Genomic DNA, 19,898 nt, shown 5'->3' with positions numbered 1-19,898 from the left:
TTTGAAGCATTGTAGTAAAAAGAAAATTACGGCGTGTTAATGGTCGACCACCAAAATTTCGGAGCCTTCAACACGCCATTTGCCGCGCCTCGATCCAATCCGCGGCTTTCTGGCGCGCTTCGGCGTCGAGCGCAAGAACGTCTTCCGCACTGGCAGCCTCTCCCAACAGCCCTCGTGCCCCCATGGTTTCAAGCACCGCCTCAATCGCAGCCGGTATGTCCATGAAGCCAATCCGGCCGGTCAGGAATGCTTCCACCGCAATTTCGTCCGCGGCATTGAGGGCAGCCGGCGCCATTCCCCCTGCCCGCATGGCTTCCAGCGCCAGATGCAACGCCGGGAACCGGTCGAGATCAGGCGCTTCAAAAGTAAGTGTTCCAAGTTCGGCAAGGTCGAGACGTTTCACCGGAACGTTCATGCGGCGGGGAAAGGCCAGACAATGGGCAATCGGCGTGCGCATGTCCGGACTGCCGAGCTGAGCCAGCAGCGAACCGTCCTTGTATTGCACAAGGCCATGAACCGTCGATTGCGGATGGACGAGCACACCGAGCTGGTCATGAGTAACAGGGAAAAGGTGAGAAGCTTCAATCACCTCGAACCCCTTGTTCATCATGGTTGCGCTATCGATGGTAATGCGCGCACCCATGTCCCAGTTGGGATGCTTGAGCGCCTGCTGCGGTGTTACCCTTTTCATGTCGGCCTTCGAAAGCGACCGGAAAGGTCCGCCCGAGGCCGTCAGGATGACCTTCTCGACCATGTCGGCCTTGTCGGTTTCAAACACCTGGAAAACTGCGTTATGTTCGCTGTCGACGGGCAAAAGCTCCGCTCCGGTTGCCCGGATCTTTTCCATGAACAGGTCGCCCGCGCAAACCAGACATTCCTTGTTGGCAAGGGCGATGCGGCGTCCGGGCCGAATAGCGGCCATGGTCGGCTTTAGGCCCGCTGCCCCCACAATGGCACCGACGACGATATCCGTATCCTGGTCCACCGCCTCAAGAACAGCCGCCTCGCCGGCTCCAGTCCTGATCCCGGTCCCTGAAAGCCGGTCCTTGAGCTCCGGATAACAAGTTTCATCGGCCAGGATCGCCGACCCCGCCTTCAAGGTTTTCGCCATATCGGCGAGACCTGCGGCATTCCGGTTCGAAACCAGCGCCACAACTTCATAGCGCTCCGGATTTCGTTCAAGAAGGTCTGCCAGGCTCTGGCCGATGGACCCCGTGGCGCCGAGAACAGTTATCCGGGTTTTCGCGCCAGGGTCGCGTGCTGCTGAGGCAGCTGCCATGCCTGTTACTCCAAATTTAGATCAGACCGAGACCGGCAAGCGGATCCGCAAGGCTGCCGCCTGCCACAAGGCCAATCAGCACGGCGAAGATTGCGGCAGCCACCAGTCCGTCGATCCGGTCCATGATGCCGCCATGTCCGGGAATAAGCCGGCTGGAATCCTTGACATCGAACCGCCGCTTGATGGCCGATTCCAGAAGATCTCCAGCCTGCGAGACAACCGAGAGACCGGCAGCCAACAAAGCCCAAAGCACAAGGTGCTGTGCATTCGCGACAAGGGCAACACCCGTGCCGAACAGCGTGGCGAGAACCAGTCCCCCAATGGCCCCGGACCAGGTTTTCTTAGGGGAGACGCGCGGCCAAAGCTTGGGTCCGCCCAATGCGCGACCGGTAAAATAGGCAAAGATGTCGGTTGCCCAGACCACGAACACCAGGAAAAACGCCACCAACAGTCCTTCACTGCCTTCGCGAAGCGCAAGCAGTGAAAACAGGGCAAGCCCACTATAGACGATCCCTTCGATCGCCCAACGTCCGGTCTTCGAAAAGCCGCCGGTAGCATAGGCAATCAAAGCGCCTGCCACCATTGCTGCAAGGCCAAGACCCGGATGCCCGGTCACGCACAGGATTGCGATTGCCAAAAGCGTGCCGAAACCGGTCAGGGCACTTGCCGACTTTGCCGGGGTACCTGTGATCGAAAACCACTCCCAGAGAAACAGGCCGGATGCAGCAAGCGTCAGCGCGGCAAAGGACAGACCGCCAAGATAGGTGATCAGCAGAACAAGCGGGCCCAGAACGAGAGCCGAAAGAAACCTGAGACGAAGGTCGGAGAGTTTTTTAGGGTGCTGGTCGGGTTCTGCCATTGCTCGAGCCGGAGGTCAGTTTGCCTTGGCGTCGAGGCCGCCATATCGGCGCTCGCGACTGCAGAAACAGCTCAAAGCCTTGTCGAAGGCCGTTTCATCGAAGTCCGGCCAGTAAACATCGCAAAAATAGAATTCGGAATAGGCTGCCTGCCAAAGAAGGAAATTGGACAGGCGCATTTCGCCGCTCGTGCGAATGATGAGGTCCGGATCCGGCAGCCCGGATGTGTCCAGTGCTGCCGTAATCGCATCTTCGGTAATGTCGGCTGGCTGCATTTCGCCCGCCTGAACCTTTTCAGCCAGCTCCTGTGCCGCGCGCACGATTTCAGACCGAGCACCATAGTTGAAGGCAACCACCAGGTTGAGGCCGGTGTTGTGACGGGTCAGGTCTTCAGCTTCCTTGAGAAGCGCAAGGATTCCCGGTTCCAGATCAGTGCGCTCGCCAATGATACGGATACGCACATTGGCTTCGTGAAGCTCGCTGAGGTCTCGCTGCACGAAGCGGCGCAGCAGCCCCATCAGGAAGGAGACTTCCGCCTGGGGGCGGTTCCAGTTTTCAGAGGAGAAGCTGTAGATCGTGATGGTTTCGATGCCGACACGGCCAGCATGACGGATAACCTTGCGCAGCGCTGCAAGGCCCTGCCGGTGACCTTCGGTGCGCGGCAAACCACGCGCGGTTGCCCATCGTCCGTTGCCATCCATGATGAAGGCAACATGACGGGGCATTTTCGCACCGGTATCATCCGCAGCAGGTGCATGCAGGTTGCGGTCCGGGCTGACGCTCATTTGCTCCCCCAACTCACACTCCCCAGGTCAATCAGACCTGGGAAATTTCCTGCTCTTTTTTCTCCAGCATGCTGTCGACTTCCGCAATCATCTGATCGGTCAACTTCTGCACTTCGTCGGAGGCAACCCGGCTGTCGTCCTGGGAAATGTCACCGTCTTTTTCCGCCTTTTTGGCGGCGTCCATGCCATCACGGCGGACGTGACGGATAGAAACCTTCGCCTGTTCAGCGTATTTGTGAGCCACCTTGATAAGTTCCTGGCGGCGTTCCTGGTTGAGCTCGGGAATTGGCAAACGCAGCAGCATGCCGTCTACAACCGGGTTCAGGCCCAGATTGGATTCACGGATCGCCTTTTCGACGGCCGATACCATGCTCTTGTCCCAGACCTGAACTGCCAGCATACGAGGTTCGGGAACGGAGACGGTGGCTACCTGGTTGATCGGCATGGACTGTCCGTAGGCTTCAACGGTAATCGGATCCATCATGGACGAAGACGCACGGCCGGTGCGCAGACCGGCAAATTCCGTTTTCAGAACCGACAAGGCTCCCTGCATGCGGCGCTTCAGATCATCAAGGTCCACACCTTCTACCGACATTTTATCCTCACTGTTGTTTTATGCTTGGCTGAATAGAGTCTCGGCGCGCGCCAACATGGCATAAACGCACCGAAACACAAGAGCTTGAACCGGGATTGGTTCTTAAAACTTTCAGTCACCCACGACGGTGTAGGTGCCGGTTTCCTGAAGCACGCTGACGAGGGCGCCGGGCGTATGAATGGAAAACACAATGACAGGAATGGAATTGTCGCGCGCCAGGGCAATGGCCGTGGTGTCCATGACTTTCAGGTTCCGGGTTATGATTTCGTCATAACCGAGCGTCTCGTAGCGTTCTGCGTTCGGATTGACCTTCGGGTCTTCCGAATAGACGCCATCCACCTGCGTCCCCTTCAGGAAAGCGTCGCATTTCATCTCGGCAGCCCGCAGTGCTGCGCCGCTGTCCGTGGTGAAGAAGGGGTTGCCGGTACCACCCGCAAAGATGATCACGTCGCCGTCTTCCATGTAGCGGTCGGCGACACGCTGCGAGAAAGTCTCGCAAATCGAGGGCACCGAGACGGCGGACAGAACACGGGCGTTGACTTTCAGGCGGCGCAGCGCGTCTGCCAGCGTCAGGCTGTTCATGATGGTTGCCAGCATACCCATGTGGTCGCCGGTCACACGGTTGCCACCTTTGGCGGCAACGGCGACACCGCGAAAGATATTGCCACCACCGACGACAACGCCGACCTGGGCCCCGAGAGCCACTGCGTCGGCAATTTCCTTGGCGATCCTTTGCACAATGGCCGGGTCAATTCCAAAAGCCTGCGATCCCATCAGGGCCTCGCCGGAGAGTTTCAGAAGGATCCGTTTCCAGCGCAAGGAATTCGTCATGGGTGCACCCTTTTTAAAATGTCTTTCTAAAAAAAAAGCGCCGGACTTGCCGGCGCTTTTCCTTGAGCTTACTGCCCGGTGGCTGCTGCCACCTCTGCGGCGAAGTCTTGCTCTTCCTTCTCGATCCCTTCGCCGATGGCGAAGCGGACAAAGCCGGTAAGTTTGACTTCAGCGCCGATTTCTTTCGCGAGCGCCTCTACGGCCTGCTCAACCGTCTGATCCGGATTGATCACAAAGGCCTGCTTCACGAGGGTAACTTCCTCGTAGAATTTGCGCAAACGACCTTCCACCATTTTTTCAATGATGTTTTCCGGCTTGCCGGATTCGCGTGCCTGTTCGGAGAAAACGGACTTCTCACGCTCGACAACAGCCGGATCCAACTCATCGGTGTTCAGAGCCAGCGGACTGGTTGCAGCAACGTGCATGGCAATCTGACGGCCGAGACCGTTCAGCTTGTCCTTGTCGCCTGCAGATTCCAGAGCCACCAGAACGCCGATCTTGCCCAGACCGTCGGAAACGGCGCTATGAACGTAGGTCGCGACAACGCCTTCGTTCACGGCCAGAACCGCGGTACGGCGCAGGGTCATGTTTTCGCCGATCGTGGCGATTGCGTCAGTGATCGCCTCTGCAACCGGCTTGCCGTCGAGATTTGCAGCGGAAACGGCTTCAACGGAACCATCGGTGCTGACGGCGACCTTGGCAACGTTGGAAACCAGCTCCTGGAACCCTTCGTTGCGAGCAACGAAGTCGGTTTCGGAGTTGAGTTCGATCACTGCAGCCTTGTTGCCGTCAGCGGCAACACCGACCAGGCCTTCAGCAGCCACACGGCCAGCCTTCTTGGCAGCCTTGGCCAGGCCTTTGGTGCGCAGCCAGTCAACGGCTGCTTCCATATCGCCACCCGCTTCAGTCAGGGCGGTCTTGCAGTCCATCATGCCAGCGCCGGATTTCTCGCGGAGCTCCTTTACCATCGCAGCGGTAATGCTCATCGATTGCCTCGTGCATGGGGGTTTCAGATCAGACACGGTTTAGCCGATGGCTTTCCGCGTCTTTATGACGGGGCTGCAACAAAGTGCAGCCCGCCTTGCGAATTTCAACAGTATTCTGCCGTGGCTAGCCACGGCAGGAGAGGCTTAAGCCTCAGCAGCTGCTGCTTCAGCCGGAGCTTCTTCGGGAGCTTCAGCAAGAACTTCTTCAACCGGTGCTTCTTCCGATTCGCCGATGTCCATGCCGGAAGCACCCTGTGCACGGGAGATACCGTCGATGGCAGCACGTGCAATCAGGTCGCAGTAGAGCGACAGGGCGCGGCCAGCATCATCGTTACCCGGCACCGGATAGGTGATGCCTTCCGGGTTGGAGTTGGAATCGAGGATTGCAGCAACCGGGATACCCAGACGACGGGCTTCCTGGATGGCAATGGCTTCACGGTTGGTGTCGATCACGAAGATCAGGTCCGGAATGCCGCCCATGTCCTTGATGCCGCCAAGGTTCCGCTCAAGCTTTTCGCGCTCGCGGTCCATGAACAGACGCTCTTTCTTGGTCAGAGCGTTGGCAGCGTCGGAAGACAGGGTTTCTTCCAGCTTGCGCAGGCGCTGAATCGACTGGGAGATGGTCTTCCAGTTCGTCAGCATGCCGCCGAGCCAACGTGCGTTGACATAATACTGAGCGGAGTTACGCGCTGCAGAAGCAACGGCTTCCTGTGCCTGGCGCTTGGTACCGACGATCAGAACGCGGCCACCGCCGGCAACCGTGTCGGACACGGCCTTGAGTGCCTGGTGCAGAAGCGGAACGGTCTGGGACAGGTCCATGATGTGAACATCGTTGCGTACACCAAAGATGTACTGACCCATGCGCGGGTTCCAACGGTGCTTCTGGTGACCAAAGTGGACGCCAGCTTCCAGCAGCTGACGCATGGTGAAATCGGGCAATGACATGGCCCTTATCTCCTGAGTTTTCCGGTTTAACCTCCGCAAGAGGATGTGGACCGGAGAGATTTCCCTTCGGCCACCGGAAGGACCCCGATAAGCTCGGTTTCCGCCCCTTGCGTGTGGAATGCGCGCCTTATAGTGGGCTAGCAATTTTATTTCAAGGCCTAAAGGCTCGTTTTCTTGCCGGTTTTGCACCTTTGCAGACCTTTACGCGCATCGCCGGCAAACTTGGTGCTATTCCGCCCTATTTTCCGTCTTCGATCTTCTAAGCATCAGTCCGTGACCACTTTTGCAACCATGCACCAAATGGGGGACAGCAGGCCAAACAGCTCCCGCCCTCCGCCGGTCTGCAGACACTCCCTTCCGTTACGATCGATGATTGCGCATTCTTTCAATTCTTTCAGCCGTTTGGTCAAAATCTTCGGCGGAACAGCTGTCGTCGCTCATCCCTGACGGGACGACGCAATCACTTCGTCCGTGTATGGATATGCTCCCGCTACTCTCCACGGAGCCTCATCTTGACCACCAAAGGCATTAACCACCTCGGTCTCACTGTCCGGGACCTGGACCAGACCACCGAATTTTTCACCGAAGTGCTCGGCTGGAAACTGCTGGCGCGCGATGAAGCCTATCCGCGCACCACTGTTTCGGACGGCACAGCCCGTTTTACCCTCTGGCAAGCCGAACGCTCGCAGCCCATGACATCATTCGACCGCAAGACAAATATCGGACTGCACCACGTGGCGCTGGAAGTTGAAAGCGAGGAACAGCTTCTTGACCTCGCGGCCAGGATTCGCACTTGGCCGGGTATTGCAATCGAATTCGAGCCGGAACTTCTCGGCGGCGGCCCACGCAGGCACATGATGTTCACAGAGCCCGGCGGTATCCGGCTGGAACTCATCTGGCCAGCCGGGGTCTAGGCTATTTCAGCCTAGGCAACCTGAACGTGCGTGACGCCGGCACCACTGATAAAGTCAACGACCGCCATCCGACGGTCCGGTTCCGAACACAGGCTAGCAATTTACGGCGGAAATCAAAGTGTCAAGAAAAGGCGCTAGTGATGACAGATGAACAGTCACTTGCTCGTCTTTTCTCTTCTCGCTGCAACACAAGTTTTTGGCTGGGGCACCGTCAGCAGCTTGCCTGTTCTCGCCACGCAGGTTTCGAGAGACCTCGGAGTAGATCTGACGACTGTTTTTTTCGGCACATCTATCATGTTCGTCGCGATGGGAATCACGTCTCCCTGGGCAGGTCGTCTCATCGGCCGTTTCGGTCCAAGAAGATCAATGGCCACCGGCGCAACCTTGATCGGGGCAAGCCTTTGCCTTGTATCGCGCAGCACCTCGGTAGAACTTTTTCTGCTCGGCTGGGGTATTGTTGGGGTTGCAGGAGCCTTGTTTCTGACCACCGCAGCCTATGCCTACCTTGCAGAACATGCCGATCAAGCGGCCCGTGGCATGATTGGCAGCCTGATGCTTGTTACCGGACTTGCGGGCAGTGTTTTCTGGCCCGTAACGGCTTTTCTTTTCGATGTTACTGGCTGGAGGATCACGATCCTGTTTTATGCAGGCGGCATGACCTTCCTCGTTGCTCCTGCCCTCTATCTGGGTCTGCCTGAAACCTCAAAGGCAATGGCAACAACTGAAACGGGAGCTAAGATCAGATATGCTCGCAAACCGATTTTTCTGCTCGTTGTTCTGGCGATAGCTCTCAACAGTTTCGTCACCTTCGGTATTGATGCCATCGGTATTGAACTTTTTCGTGCGCTCGGCAGTGACCTTGCCTCCGCTGTCGCAGTCGCTTCTCTTCTCGGCATTTTCAAGGTTGGCGGACGTTTGATTGACGTGCTCGGTGGCAGGAACTGGGACGGGCTATCAACCGCGCTCGTCTCCGGCATTGTCCTTCCGCTCGGTTTGTTGGCCATTGCCTTGGGCGGAAAAAACTCGATGACGATCACAGTGTATCTTTGTCTTTTCGGCCTTGGCAGCGGTGCGTTTGCGGTCGCCCGCGCAACCATGCCGCTGGCCTTTTTCAGCAAGGCAGACTATGCGGCCGCCATGTCTGCGATCGCCCTTCCAATGCACCTCATCAACGCGCTTGCCCCACCTGCTCTTGCCGCAGTGCTGGTCCATACCGGCCCGACGTCTGTCTTAAACCTTTTGGCAGCCATAAGTACCGTCGCGTTCTTGACGCTGTGTTGTCTGAAAAAGATGCAAGGTCAGGTAACTTCCGGGCAAACCAATTGACTTAAAAACCGGTAGGGCTCCGACGCTGCAAGCCCACCATAATGTGCTTTAGGGAAGGTGCTTTCCAGCCACCTCAGGCAACCTGAACGTCGGTGACGCCTGGCACCGCCTTCAATGCCCCGGCAATTTCCGGGGATAGACGGAAACGCCCCGGAAGCTTGACTTCCACCTCACGCGCACCGTTTTCCAGAAGAACGATCACCGTCACATCGCCTTCCCCCCTCACCTGCAACTGCTTGGCGAGGCTAGGGATTGGGCGCTCGTCGCGAACAAAGACGCGCATGCTTTTCTGCAGGCGGGCTGCCATCTGGTCGATCGGATCGACCTGCTCTATCCTGAGGGACGGCTCATCGTCACGCATGTCGGCGCCGACAAGCACCACGACGGAACGCCCTGCCTGCAGGGCATCACGGAACTGCTCGAGTTTCTCACGGAAGAGCAGCGCTTCATACTGGCCCGTCGCGTCGGAAAGACGGACGATCCCCATGCGATTTCCGGTCTTGGTCTTGCGTTCCTGCATGGAGACCACAGTCCCGGCGAGGCGGCCATGGGAAGCCCCCTTCTTGACCGCTTCCGAAAACTGGCTCCACGGCTGCACCCGCATCTTCTCCAGGACAGAGGCATATTCGTCGATCGGGTGGGCAGACAGATAAAAGCCGATGGCGGAGTGCTCCCGCTGAAGCTTTTCCTCGTTGGTCCAGCCGTGAACCTCGTCAAGCTGCAAGGGTTCTTCACTGTCGCTGCCACCAAAAAGCTCGTCCTGACCGAGCGTCTTGTTTTCTTCCGTGCGCTGCGCCAGCCCCATGATCCGGTCCAGGCCTTCAAACACCCGCGCCCGGTTCGGCTCCAGCTCATCGAAGGCACCGGCCGCCACCAGATTTTCAAGTGTGCGCTTGTTGAGTGCTTTGGGCGAGATCCGCCGGGCGAAATCGCCTAGGCTCTTGAATGGTTTATCGCCGCGAACCTCGACGATGTGTTCAACAGCTTGCTCACCGACACCCTTTATGGCGCCCATTGCGTAAAGGATCTTGCCGTCGGCAACATCAAAATAGACCTGCCCTCGATTGATTGAAGGCGGTTCGATCTCGATCTTCATGCGCCGGGCTTCCTGCCGGTAGTCGCCGAGCTTTTCGGTATTGCCGAGATCCAGTGTCATGGACGCTGCCATGAACTCGACCGGGTGGTTCGCCTTCAGCCAGGCGGTATGATAGGAAACCAGCGCATAAGCTGCTGCGTGGGACTTGTTGAAGCCGTAGTTGGCGAACTTCGCCACAAGGTCGAAGATCGTTCCGGCGTGGCTCTTGTTGATGCCGCGTTCCACCGCGCCGTCGACAAAGCGTGCCCGCTGGACTTCCATTTCCGCGGCAATCTTCTTACCCATGGCGCGGCGCAGAAGGTCAGCTTCTCCGAGAGAGTAGCCGGACAGAACCTGCGCGATCTGCATCACCTGCTCCTGGTAGACGATGATGCCATTCGTCTCCATCAGGATCGGTTCGAGCAGCGGATGCAGGCAGTCCGGATCCTGTTCTCCGTGCTTCACCGCGTTGTAGACCGGAATGTTCTCCATCGGTCCGGGGCGATACAGCGCCACCAGCGCAATGATATCTTCAAAGCGGTCGGGTTTCATGCCGGCAATGGCACGGCGCATGCCCTGACTTTCCAGCTGGAACACGCCGAACGTTTCGCCGCGCGCCAGGAGCTGGTAGGTTTTTTCGTCGTCAATCGGCAAGGCCGCCACGTCGACGTCGATACCGCGCCGCTCGATGAGCTTCACCGCAGTGTCGATAACCGTCAGCGTCTTCAGGCCGAGGAAGTCGAACTTAACAAGCCCGGCTTCTTCCACCATCTTCATGTTGAACTGGGCGACCGGCATGTCAGAACGCGGGTCTCGGTAGAGCGGTACCAACTGTTCCAGCGGCCTGTCGCCAATAACGACGCCCGCCGCGTGCGTGGAGGCGTGCCGGTAAAGGCCTTCGAGCTTCTGGGCCATGCCCAGCAGGCGCTCGACGATTTCCTCTTCCTTCGCCGCCTCTCGCAGGCGCGGCTCTTCTTCGATCGCCTGACCGAGCGTTACCGGGTTTGCGGGGTTGGCAGGCACGAGCTTGCAGAGCCGGTCGACTTGGCCGTAAGGCATCTGCAGAACGCGCCCGACGTCGCGCAACACCGCGCGGGCCTGAAGCGAACCGAAGGTGATGATCTGCGCCACCTGCCGACGGCCGTATTTCTCCTGCACATAGCGAATGACTTCTTCACGCCGGGTCTGGCAGAAGTCGATGTCGAAGTCAGGCATCGACACGCGCTCTGGGTTGAGGAAGCGTTCGAATAGCAGCGAGAACCGCATGGGATCAAGGTCGGTAATCGTCAGGGACCAGGCGACCAGGGACCCTGCACCGGAACCACGTCCCGGCCCGACCGGAATGTCCTGCGCCTTGGCCCATTTGATGAAGTCCGCAACGATCAGGAAGTAGCCGGGGAACTTCATGCGTTCGATGATACCGGTCTCATAGTCGAGACGGTCCCAGTAGTCCTTCTCCTCAAGGCCCGGCGCCAATCCATGTGCATCGAGACGTGCGCGCAAGCCCTCGCGGGCCTGGCGGATCAGCTCCTCCGCCTCTGCCTTTTCAGCTTCTTCCGGATCCGCGTCAGCCCCCGCAAAGCGCGGCAAGATTGGAGCGCGCTTCAAGGGGCGGAAGCTGCACCGGCGGGCAATCTCCACCGTTGATTCCAGCGCTTCCGGCAAATCCGCGAAAAGGGCGCACATTTCGGCGCGACTCTTGAAGTAGTGTTCCGGCGTCAGGCGTCTGCGGTCATCCTCGATCAGCACCCTGCCCTCGGAAATGCAGATCAGGGCGTCATGCGCCTCATAGTCTTCGCGTTTGGGAAAGAAGGCTTCGTTGGTGGCAACAAGCGGCAGCCCGTGCTCATAGGCCAGATCCAGAAAAGCATCTTCCGTCTTGCGCTCTTGTTCCATACCGTGGCGCTGAATTTCCACGTAGCAGCGGCCCGGAAAACGATCCGCCAGTGTCTGAAGCCGGCTTTTTGCAAGGTCCTTGCGTCCGGCAAGGAGCGCGGCCCCAATCGGCCCGCCGACGCCACCTGTCAGGACGATAACGCCTTCGGATTTGGAAAGAAGATAGCCGGAGGAAACATGCGGCCTCAGACCGGTTTCCGTATCGAGAAAGGCGCGAGAACTCAGCTCCATCAGATTGCCGTAACCGGCTTCTGTCATGGCAAGCAGCACGACATCCGATAGCGCCGGCTCGCCTCGCCGACCGCTCTCCAGACCATCATCGAAAAACACGGAAAGCTGGCAGGCGGCGATCGGCTGAATACCGGCTCCCCACGCCTTGGTCGCAAATTCCTGCGCCCCGAACAGATTGTTGGTATCGGCAATGGCAAGCGCCGGCTGATCATCAGCCTTGGCAAGGTCCAGAAGCTTCTTGATCGGCAGGGCGCCTTCCAGAAGCGATAAGGCGGAATGCACCCGAAGATGAACGTAACCGGGACCACCTGAGCCGTTGCCGGCACCTTCTGCGACACCAGAAGACCGAGAAATATTGGGATCTGTACCAGACATGGCGGCTCTCTTAGCATCTTCCAGAATCAGCGCTCAAGTGAAGCGCGTTCGGAAATGCCTGTCGAGACGCCGGGCGAGTTGTTCCCGCTGTTCTTTACCGCAGGCCTCGTCCACCCTTCGGCAACTCGAGCCCTGGATCACAACGAACGTGCATAGGCATGGGTCGCCAGGACGAATTTAATACGGCGGGAAAGGCTCACCCGACGGAGAGCAGCACATCACCCCAGACGGCGAGCGTCGTACAAAAACAAACCATTGCACCGAAAGCGGCAAAATCACGAGCGATATGGATCATCACACCCTCCAACCTTGGCTCATTGCGTAATTGGATGATGTTCCATCTTTGTTCCTTTTGCAAGCCCTTTTTGTTCCCCTTGTCAGAATACAAATCAAATTTGCAGAAAACTTGGGGTTTTTGCTTTGTTCTCCGTCGCGGCCACACTTGTATGCGGCCGATTAGAAAGACTTGCGGAGGTGATTTTGTTGTCTGCGACCCGGTCGGGAAAAGCTAGAGATCCTTGACGAGACCATCGGCGAGCGTGATCGCCCTGTCCATGCGGCCTGCCAGTTCCAGATTATGGGTCGCAAACAGCGTTGCAACGCCGGATGCTCGCACCAGGGCCTGCAAGGCGTCGAATACGTACCCTGCAGTATTTGGATCCAGGTTTCCCGTAGGCTCGTCAAGCAGCAGTATCCGAGGCGCATTCGCCACCGCGCGTGCAACCGCGACCCGCTGTTGCTCCCCGCCGGAAAGTTCGGACGGGCGATGGCTGCCCCGTTCCCCGAGACGCATGTATTTCAGCAGCTCGTCCGCTCTCTCGGCCGCCACTTTTCGAGAAAGACCGCGGATCATCTGCGGCATCATCACGTTTTCCTGCGCGGTAAACTCCGGCAGCAGGTGATGAAACTGATAAACGAACCCGATGTCATTGCGCCGAATGGCGGTCCGCTCGTCATCAGACAGATCGGAACAGTTGACCGGACCCAGAAACACATCGCCGTCGTCAGGCCGCTCCAGCAGACCCGCGATATGCAAGAGGGTTGATTTGCCGGTTCCGGAGGGGGCGACCAGGGCAACCATCTCGCCTGCCTCGATGCGTAGGTCGGCTCCGTTCAGAATATGAAGTTCGCGGTCGCCTTCATCGAAACTGCGGGTGATGCCCGAAAGATGCAGGGCAGCGGGTGCCAGTCCAGGGGTCTGGTTGGGGTCAACGGCCATGTTCATCTCCCGTCTCCCTATTCATATCTCAGGGCTTCGACAGGATCGAGCCGCGCTGCCCGCCAGGCTGGATAAACCGTCGCCATAAGCGACAGCACAAGCGCCATGATGAGCACGGTTATCGTCTCGCCTGAGTCTATTTCAGCCGGCAACTGAGACAGAAAGTAAAGCGTCGGGTCGAAAAGTTCGGTCCTCGTCATCCAGGAAACGAACTGACGGATGGATTCGATATTGAGGCAAACGAGAAGCCCGAGGAAGAAACCGGCGAACGTTCCGACAAAACCGATGCTGGCACCGGTAATCAGGAAAATGCGCATGATCGAACCGCGCGTCGCACCCATAGTTCTCAAAATGGCGATGTCCTTGCCCTTGTCCTTCACCAGCATGATCATGCCGGAAATGATGTTGAGCGCGGCCACCAGAACGATCAGCGTCAGGATGATGAACATCACATTGCGCTCGACTTCCAGAGCCGAAAAGAACGTCACATTGCGCTGGCGCCAGTCGGTCACGAACGTCGGACGATCCGCAGCTTCCTCGATCATGGTTCTCATGGCGCCGACCCTGTCCGGGTCCGCCACATAGACTTCGATACCGGTCGCCTTGCCGTCCATGTTGAAATAGGCTTGCGATTCTTCCATCGGCATGAACAGGAAGGTCGCGTCATATTCGCTCATGCCGATTTCAAAGATGGCGGTAACCGGATAAGCCTTCAGCCGCGGGGTCACCCCCATGGGGGTCACGCTGCCGCGCGGCGAAATGATCGTGACGTTGTCGCCAAGAGTAATGCCAAGTTGCTGTGCCATGCGCGAACCGATCGCAACGCCTTCGCCGGCATCGAAGCCATCCAGAGAGCCGGCGCGGACGTTATTCGCAATCAGTGGCACCCGGCGCAGATCGCTTTCGTGAAGCCCGCGCACGAGAGCTCCGAAATTCCCTGCGGGCCCGGAAACCAGCGCCTGACCTTCGACGAAGGGCATCGCACTGACAACCTCCGGCACGCCCTGAAGCCGGGCGGAAACCGCATCATAGTCCGTCAGCGGCTGATCGATCGGCTGAACCAGCATATGTCCATTGATACCGAGGATCTTGCCGAGAAGTTCGGTCCGGAAGCCATTCATCACCGCCATCACGATGATCAGTGTCGCAACCCCAAGCATGATGCCAGCGAACGAAAAACCTGCGATGACCGAGATGAAAGTCTCGCGCCGCCTGGACCGCAGATAGCGGCCTGCGATCATCCATTCAAATGCTGAAAAAGCTCGTGTTGGGGCTGCCGGTTTGCGACCGTCGTCAATGTCCGCCGTATCTACCGCTGTCATTGTCCATCCAGTTCAGCACAGCCCCAAAATCAGCTCAGCCTGCAAGCAGAGTTGCTCCGGCAGACCGGCTGGCCGCAGCGGAGCGCCGCGGCCGAATCCCCACACAGAGGATCACCGGACTTGGTTAGTCCGTCAATGCCGCCGTCAGCTTGTTCAAGGTGGCTTCCGGAGAAAGCATTTCCTTTTCCCCAGTTGCCCGGTCCTTGACCTCAAGCAATCCGTCTTTCAGACCGCGCGGCCCGGCAACGACCTGGAACGGCAAGCCGATCAGGTCCATCGTCGCAAATTTTGCACCGGCGCGTGTGTCCGTATCATCGTAAAGAACCTCGATGCCCGCAGCTTCGAACTTGGCATAGAGATCTTCACAGACCGGATCCGTCAGCTCGTCACCCGGCTTCAGGTTGACCAGTCCCACATGGAACGGCGCGACGGATTTCGGCCAGACGATTCCGTTCTCGTCATGATTGGCTTCGATCAAGGCGCCAAGAAGGCGTGAAACGCCGACGCCATAAGAGCCCATGTGGACCGGGACTTCGGTGCCTTCAGCGGTCGCGACCTTGGCACCCATCGCATCGGAATACTTGGTTCCGAAATAGAAGATATGACCCACTTCGATACCGCGTGCCGACACACGGGTATCTTCAGGCAGCGCACCGAAGGCGGCTTCGTCATGCATTTCGTCCGTCGCCGCATAAGGCGTCGTCCACTCGGTCACGATCGGTGTGAGATCGGAGAAGAAATCCGTGTCTTCCGCAGGCGTCGGCAGCTCCAGCAGCGACTTGTCGCAGAACACTTCGCTCTCGCCGGTTTCGGCCAGAATGATGAACTCGTGGCTCATGTCGCCACCGATCGGCCCGGTGTCGGCTTTCATCGGAATCGCCTTCAACCCCATCCGGGCAAAGGTGCGCAGGTAGGCGACAAACATCCGGTTATAAGCGTGGCGGGCCGATTCCTTGTCGAGATCGAAGGAATAGGCATCCTTCATCAGAAATTCCCGGCCGCGCATGACACCGAAGCGCGGGCGCACCTCGTCACGGAACTTCCACTGAATGTGATAAAGGTTCAGCGGCAGGTCCTTGTAGGAACGCACGTACCCGCGGAAGATGTCGGTGATCATCTCCTCGTTGGTCGGCCCGAACAGCATCTCGCGCTCATGACGGTCGGTGATGCGCAGCATCTCCTTGCCATAGGCATCATAGCGGCCGCTTTCCCGCCACAGATCCGCAGACTGGATCGTCGGCATCAGCAGTTGAATGGCCCCTGCCCTGGCCTGCTCTTCTTCCACGATAAGTTCGATCTTGCGCAAGACCTTCAACCCCAGCGGCAACCAGGAATAGATTCCGGCGGATTGCTGGCGAATCATGCCGGCACGCAGCATCAGCCGGTGGGACACGATTTCCGCTTCCTTAGGTGTTTCTTTCAAGATGGGCAGGAAGTAACGGGAAAGACGCATGAATGTTCTCTCAATCTAGGGCATCGCCTGTTTTGTGCGCAGTCAAAGCGCAAGCCGCCACCAAATACAAGTCCTTTGCGCAGACAGGGCTGCCTTATACAGAAATGAGGGCAAAATAGCGCATGAATGCAGGCATTGGCTGCGGTTTGCCGTCTAAATTTTAGCCGGTTTCGCATCAAGGACCCTGGCAGGAATTACCGCTAAGGAATTAGGCAAGCAAAAAAAATAGCCTGTGCACGACAAATAGGTGACAAGACTGAATCTATCCGTTAGTTTCCATCTTCATAACAAAAAGATGCCTTGGCAGAAATGCCAAGAGGCTCAAGGACATCGCGGTCTGAGTCTTGGGAGGAAGGACCCTCAGGCGCACCTTTTGGTTAGCAGCCGCCCAGCCATACGGGAATACCGGATGGTAAGGGTACAGGGTCGAATTTAGACGCGGAACTTTTCAAAGGCAGAGCTTGGCTCTGCCTTTTTTCTTTGCAGTCCTGCTGCCGTTTTTCTTATCGCTGAACTTGAACAATCACAGAGCCAGGCACAAGTCGGCCTGGACAGCGCACCCGTCAGTTGGACGGGTGGCTATAGCTGCCTGCGGGCGGATTCAGGAACGGTATGTCGTCGAGACCATATCCTGAGCTGCGCAAACCGAGATACGCGGCAAAGACCACCGTTGTCACTACGGTGGTGAGGATAATGACGCGGCTGAAATGCGGCCGATCGGGTGCACTTGGCTCGGAACCAGGTACAACCTCGCCTGCTTCCTCCTGCGTCCGGCGCAAGCCGAACGGCAGAATGGCAAACAGGATAATCCACCAGAGCATGAAGTAGATGGCCATGCCAAACGCGATGGACATGAATTAAGCCTCTTCCAGTTCGGTCAACGTGCCGAGAAAGTCCTTGGGATGGAGAAACAGCACAGGCTTGCCATGCGCCCCGATCTTCGGTTCACCATCGCCAAGTACCCTGGCACCATCTGCCAGCAGCTTGTCACGCGCGGCAATGATGTCGTCGACCTCATAGCAGACATGGTGAATGCCGCCCGATGGATTCTTTTCCAGGAACTTTGCAATGGGAGAATTCTCGCCAAGCGGTTCGAGCAGCTCGATCTTGGTGTTCGGCAGGTTGATAAACACCGTGCTGACGCCGTGATCCGGCTGCTCTTCCTTGGCCGAAACCTCTGCCCCGAGCGTATCCCGGTAAACTGCCGTTGCAGCTTCGATATCCGAAACCGCAATGGCGACGTGATTGAGCCGTCCGATCATTTGACAAACCTCCGCTTCCGGCGGCCTCCCGGGCCGCCGTGATGACTATAGTTGGGTCACCATCACCTTGCAGAGCGTCTTTTTGCCCCAGACGTTCAAGATCTCGGACCGGGCCGCACGGCGCGCAGCCTCGGCAACCAGATCCTTGTCCTTGCGCCGGCTCTTCGGGATGCTGGTGACAGCCCCCCTTACGGCCTTGATGACGATATCTTCCATCGGATCACCGTCATCGTCCGTGTCCGGCAAGCCAAGCAGCGTGACATTTGGGTCGTCGAGCAGTTCCCCTGCCCGGTTGACGACCAGCGCGATCACGGCAGCACCTGCGAAGGACAGCTTGCGCCGTTCCTTGACACCCGTGACTTCCGGATCGTCCAGAATGTCGCCGTCTTTCACCAGAATGCCCGACGGAGCCTCGTCGATGATACCGGCACGGCCCGCGCTCAGACGGATGATGTCCCCGTTCTTGCCGCGCACCACTTCAGGCACTCCAAGGCCCATTGCAAACGCGGCGTGTGCGGCAAGATGCAACGGTTCCCCGTGAACGGGAAGCACGACTTTCGGCTGCACCAGCTTGTAAAGCTGTTCCAATTCGCCCCTGCGCGGGTGACCGGACACATGCACAAGCGCATCGCGGTCAGTGACGATGTCGACATCCTTGTCGGCAAGGTTGTTCAGTACCTCACCAACGGCTTTCTCGTTGCCGGGGATCGTGCGAGAAGAAAAGATGACCATATCGCCCTTTGACAGGGCGATATTGCGATGGTCACCAGCAGCGATCCTGGCAAGCGCTGCGCGCGCTTCCCCTTGAGATCCCGTGCACAGCAGCACGGTCTTTTCCCGAGGCACATAGCCATACGCTTCTTCATCGTGGAACGGCTTCAGCCCATCCAGATAGCCAAGCTCCCCGGCGACCTCGATCACCCGATGCATCGAGCGGCCGACAATCACCATGTCGCGGTCGTTGGCAGCGGCGGCTTCCGCAATGGCGCGAATACGCGCAACGTTGGATGCGAACGTGGTGACGGCAATGCGCTTGCTGGCCTTGGCCATCACCTTCTTCAGTTCGACGGAAACATCAGCCTCGCTGGGGCTGACCCCATCACGGATAGCATTCGTGCTGTCGCAGACAAGCGCCATCACACCTTCGCGGCCGAGTTCGGCAAGCCGGTCGAGGTCAATCGGCAGCCCGACGCCCGGTGTCCTGTCGATCTTCCAGTCACCAGTGTGCAGCACCATTCCGGCCGGAGTACGGATCGCCAGAGCGCAAGGCTCGGGAATGGAGTGCGCCATGGCGACAAACTCGACATCGAATGGGCCAATCTTGTGACGCTCGCCCTGCTTGACCACCGTCACCGGCACTTCTTCCGCCCCCGGTTCGCTTTCCGTCTTCGCGGCTAGCAGACCGGCAGTGAAGGCCGTCGCATAGACCGGAACCTTCAGGAAAGGCCAAAGATGCAGGATGCCACCGTAGTGGTCCTCATGGGCATGGGTAATGACCATGCCGGCGATATTGTCGACTTCATCTTCCAGAAACTTGATATCCGGGACGACCACATCGATGCCCGGAAGTTCCGGTCCGGCAAAACTCACACCGCAGTCGACGATGAGCCATGTCCGGTCGTCTTCCGGCCCATAGCCGTACAGTCCGAGGTTCATGCCGATTTCGCCGACCCCGCCCAACGGCAGAAAAACGATATCGTTGTTGTTGTTGTTCTTGGCCGAAGCCATGAATTGCTCCTTTAAAGGTCAGATCGAGTGACGGCCCGGCGCTCAGGCACCAGGCATAAACACATCACCCGCATAAATCGTGCGCTCGCTGCCACCATCCTGCTTCAGGACAAGGTGCCCGCGCGCATCCAGATCGGCAAAAGTGCCGGTAATTTCTTCCTGGGCAGTTCGAACCGTTATGGTCTTGCCCAGATGTGCCGCCCGTTTCAGCCATGAGCGGCGAATTCCATCGAACCCATCAGGGTGCTGCCAGCCGGACAGATTGTCCGCAAGCGCCTCCGTAAGGCACTCGAACAGGCGCTCAGCCGAAACCAGATAGCCGAGGCTCCTCAGATCTGTCGCCCGGTACAGTGACAACGGCGGGTGGGAAACACAATTCACACCGAAACCTAGGACGACTGCCTGGCGTCCATCCGCCAGTGTTTCAGCCTCCAGCAGAATGCCGGACAGTTTCGAACCGTCAACAAGCAGGTCGTTCGGCCACTTCAGGCTTACCAGTTGCAGTGTACCGGCAGCTTTGTCAACGGCTTCAGCAAGGGCGACGGCCGCGACAAGCGGCAATTCGCCGATCCGTTGGGCCGGTTTGGGGTCGATCAGGAGGAGGCTCGCGAACAGATTTCCTTTCGGCGAAGACCAGTCACGTCCACGCCGGCCTCGCCCAGAGGTCTGCTCATCCGCCCGAATCCACAATCGCCCGGCATCGCCTTGCCGCGCCCGCTCGAAACAAAGCGAATTTGTGGAGCTGACTGTTTCAAGCTCCACAAAGCGAAAATCCGGCGCACCGGGCGCCGGACGTTCATTTCCATAACGTGTCATGCG

The 19,898-nt window shown here is 58.2% G+C and carries 17 protein-coding genes; 2 read left to right on the top strand and 15 right to left on the bottom strand.

The window, feature by feature from the left end; all coding sequences use genetic code 11:
* Nucleotides 1-67 precede the first annotated feature (67 nt).
* The 7 genes from V1T76_RS15820 to rpsB all read right to left on the bottom strand — a co-directional run bounded on the left by V1T76_RS15820 (nt 68) and on the right by rpsB (nt 6,278).
* Nucleotides 68-1,279 carry a 1-deoxy-D-xylulose-5-phosphate reductoisomerase gene (locus V1T76_RS15820; protein WP_330561626.1) on the bottom strand — a complete coding sequence of 404 codons (1,212 nt, stop codon included), beginning with the start codon at nt 1,277-1,279 and terminating at the stop codon, nt 68-70.
* A 16-nt stretch (nt 1,280-1,295) separates the two neighbouring features.
* Nucleotides 1,296-2,138 carry a phosphatidate cytidylyltransferase gene (locus tag V1T76_RS15815; protein ID WP_330561625.1) on the bottom strand — a complete coding sequence of 281 codons (843 nt, stop codon included), beginning with the start codon at nt 2,136-2,138 and terminating at the stop codon, nt 1,296-1,298.
* 15 nt (nt 2,139-2,153) lie between these two features.
* On the bottom strand, nt 2,154-2,921 hold the full coding sequence (locus V1T76_RS15810; protein WP_330561624.1) for an isoprenyl transferase: 768 nt from the start codon (nt 2,919-2,921) through the stop codon (nt 2,154-2,156).
* Between the two features lie 31 nt (nt 2,922-2,952).
* Complete coding sequence (frr, locus tag V1T76_RS15805) at nt 2,953-3,516, bottom strand: ribosome recycling factor (protein WP_006934688.1); 564 nt, start codon at nt 3,514-3,516, stop codon at nt 2,953-2,955.
* Nucleotides 3,517-3,627: 111 nt separating this feature from the next.
* The gene (gene pyrH / locus V1T76_RS15800) at nt 3,628-4,347 is read right to left on the bottom strand and encodes a UMP kinase (protein ID WP_330561623.1); all 720 of its coding nucleotides are present in this window, start codon (nt 4,345-4,347) and stop codon (nt 3,628-3,630) included.
* 68 nt (nt 4,348-4,415) lie between these two features.
* Nucleotides 4,416-5,333 (bottom strand): translation elongation factor Ts, encoded by a 918-nt coding sequence (gene tsf, locus V1T76_RS15795; protein WP_330561622.1) that lies wholly within the window; start codon nt 5,331-5,333, stop codon nt 4,416-4,418.
* 144 nt (nt 5,334-5,477) lie between these two features.
* A complete protein-coding gene (gene rpsB / locus V1T76_RS15790; protein ID WP_330561621.1) occupies nt 5,478-6,278 on the bottom strand; it encodes a 30S ribosomal protein S2 in 801 nt (266 codons plus the stop codon).
* 512 nt (nt 6,279-6,790) lie between these two features.
* On the opposite strand from rpsB, the gene V1T76_RS15785 reads away from it, so the two are divergent.
* Both V1T76_RS15785 and V1T76_RS15780 read left to right on the top strand, forming a co-directional pair.
* Complete coding sequence (locus V1T76_RS15785) at nt 6,791-7,192, top strand: VOC family protein (RefSeq protein ID WP_330561620.1); 402 nt, start codon at nt 6,791-6,793, stop codon at nt 7,190-7,192.
* 147 nt (nt 7,193-7,339) lie between these two features.
* A complete protein-coding gene (locus V1T76_RS15780) occupies nt 7,340-8,518 on the top strand; it encodes an MFS transporter (protein WP_330561619.1) in 1,179 nt (392 codons plus the stop codon).
* Between the two features lie 73 nt (nt 8,519-8,591).
* On the opposite strand, the gene dnaE is transcribed toward V1T76_RS15780, so the two are convergent.
* From dnaE to V1T76_RS15740, 8 genes are all read right to left on the bottom strand, one after another.
* Nucleotides 8,592-12,095: a DNA polymerase III subunit alpha gene (gene dnaE / locus V1T76_RS15775; protein ID WP_330561618.1), complete on the bottom strand. Its 3,504-nt coding sequence runs from the start codon at nt 12,093-12,095 to the stop codon at nt 8,592-8,594.
* Nucleotides 12,096-12,603: 508 nt separating this feature from the next.
* A complete protein-coding gene (locus V1T76_RS15770; RefSeq protein ID WP_442970130.1) occupies nt 12,604-13,320 on the bottom strand; it encodes an ABC transporter ATP-binding protein in 717 nt (238 codons plus the stop codon).
* An 11-nt stretch (nt 13,321-13,331) separates the two neighbouring features.
* Nucleotides 13,332-14,636: a lipoprotein-releasing ABC transporter permease subunit gene (locus tag V1T76_RS15765; protein WP_330561616.1), complete on the bottom strand. Its 1,305-nt coding sequence runs from the start codon at nt 14,634-14,636 to the stop codon at nt 13,332-13,334.
* Nucleotides 14,637-14,760: 124 nt separating this feature from the next.
* Complete coding sequence (gene proS, locus V1T76_RS15760) at nt 14,761-16,089, bottom strand: proline--tRNA ligase (RefSeq protein ID WP_330561615.1); 1,329 nt, start codon at nt 16,087-16,089, stop codon at nt 14,761-14,763.
* 563 nt (nt 16,090-16,652) lie between these two features.
* The gene (locus V1T76_RS15755; RefSeq protein ID WP_330561614.1) at nt 16,653-16,943 is read right to left on the bottom strand and encodes a DUF1467 family protein; all 291 of its coding nucleotides are present in this window, start codon (nt 16,941-16,943) and stop codon (nt 16,653-16,655) included.
* 3 nt (nt 16,944-16,946) lie between these two features.
* Nucleotides 16,947-17,351 (bottom strand): methylmalonyl-CoA epimerase, encoded by a 405-nt coding sequence (mce, locus tag V1T76_RS15750; RefSeq protein ID WP_330561613.1) that lies wholly within the window; start codon nt 17,349-17,351, stop codon nt 16,947-16,949.
* Between the two features lie 45 nt (nt 17,352-17,396).
* On the bottom strand, nt 17,397-19,079 hold the full coding sequence (locus tag V1T76_RS15745) for a ribonuclease J (protein ID WP_330561612.1): 1,683 nt from the start codon (nt 19,077-19,079) through the stop codon (nt 17,397-17,399).
* Between the two features lie 42 nt (nt 19,080-19,121).
* On the bottom strand, nt 19,122-19,895 hold the full coding sequence (locus tag V1T76_RS15740) for a biotin--[acetyl-CoA-carboxylase] ligase (RefSeq protein ID WP_330561611.1): 774 nt from the start codon (nt 19,893-19,895) through the stop codon (nt 19,122-19,124).
* Nucleotides 19,896-19,898: the final 3 nt, after the last annotated feature.

Origin of the sequence: Roseibium sp. FZY0029 (assembly GCF_036350355.1) — a bacterium.
Taxonomy (GTDB): Bacteria; Pseudomonadota; Alphaproteobacteria; order Rhizobiales; family Stappiaceae; genus Roseibium.
This window is presented reverse-complemented; position numbering and strand designations above follow the sequence as displayed.